Origin of the sequence: Flavobacterium polysaccharolyticum (assembly GCF_038739875.1) — a bacterium.
In the GTDB taxonomy this organism is placed as follows: domain Bacteria; phylum Bacteroidota; class Bacteroidia; order Flavobacteriales; family Flavobacteriaceae; genus Flavobacterium; species Flavobacterium polysaccharolyticum.
Genome location: NZ_JBCGDP010000115.1, coordinates 1 through 250, shown reverse-complemented (window position 1 = coordinate 250; position 250 = coordinate 1). Strand labels below are relative to the sequence as shown.

Here is a 250-nt window from a genome sequence, read left to right as displayed (position 1 = left end):
CAATGTCAGAATCAGACAAAGTAATATCCGTTGGTGCTTCATTCACATCATTAATGAAAATAGTAAATGCTTTTTCGAAAGTGGATGTTCCATCGAAAGTTCTTACGCGAACAGAGTAGGAATCTTTTGTTTCAAAATCAGGACTCGCAGTAATTTTCAAATCACTACCTGAAATGGTAAACGCAGCATTATCGGTATCACCAGCTCCAGCTACTAAAGAATACGTAAACGAACTGCTATCTACATCGGT

1 protein-coding gene is annotated in these 250 nt (G+C 37.6%); it reads right to left on the bottom strand.

The genetic code is table 11. From position 1 onward, the window contains the following. Window positions 1-250 (bottom strand): hypothetical protein (locus tag WFZ86_RS20305; RefSeq protein ID WP_342693637.1); only part of this gene is annotated, 250 nt, incomplete at both ends.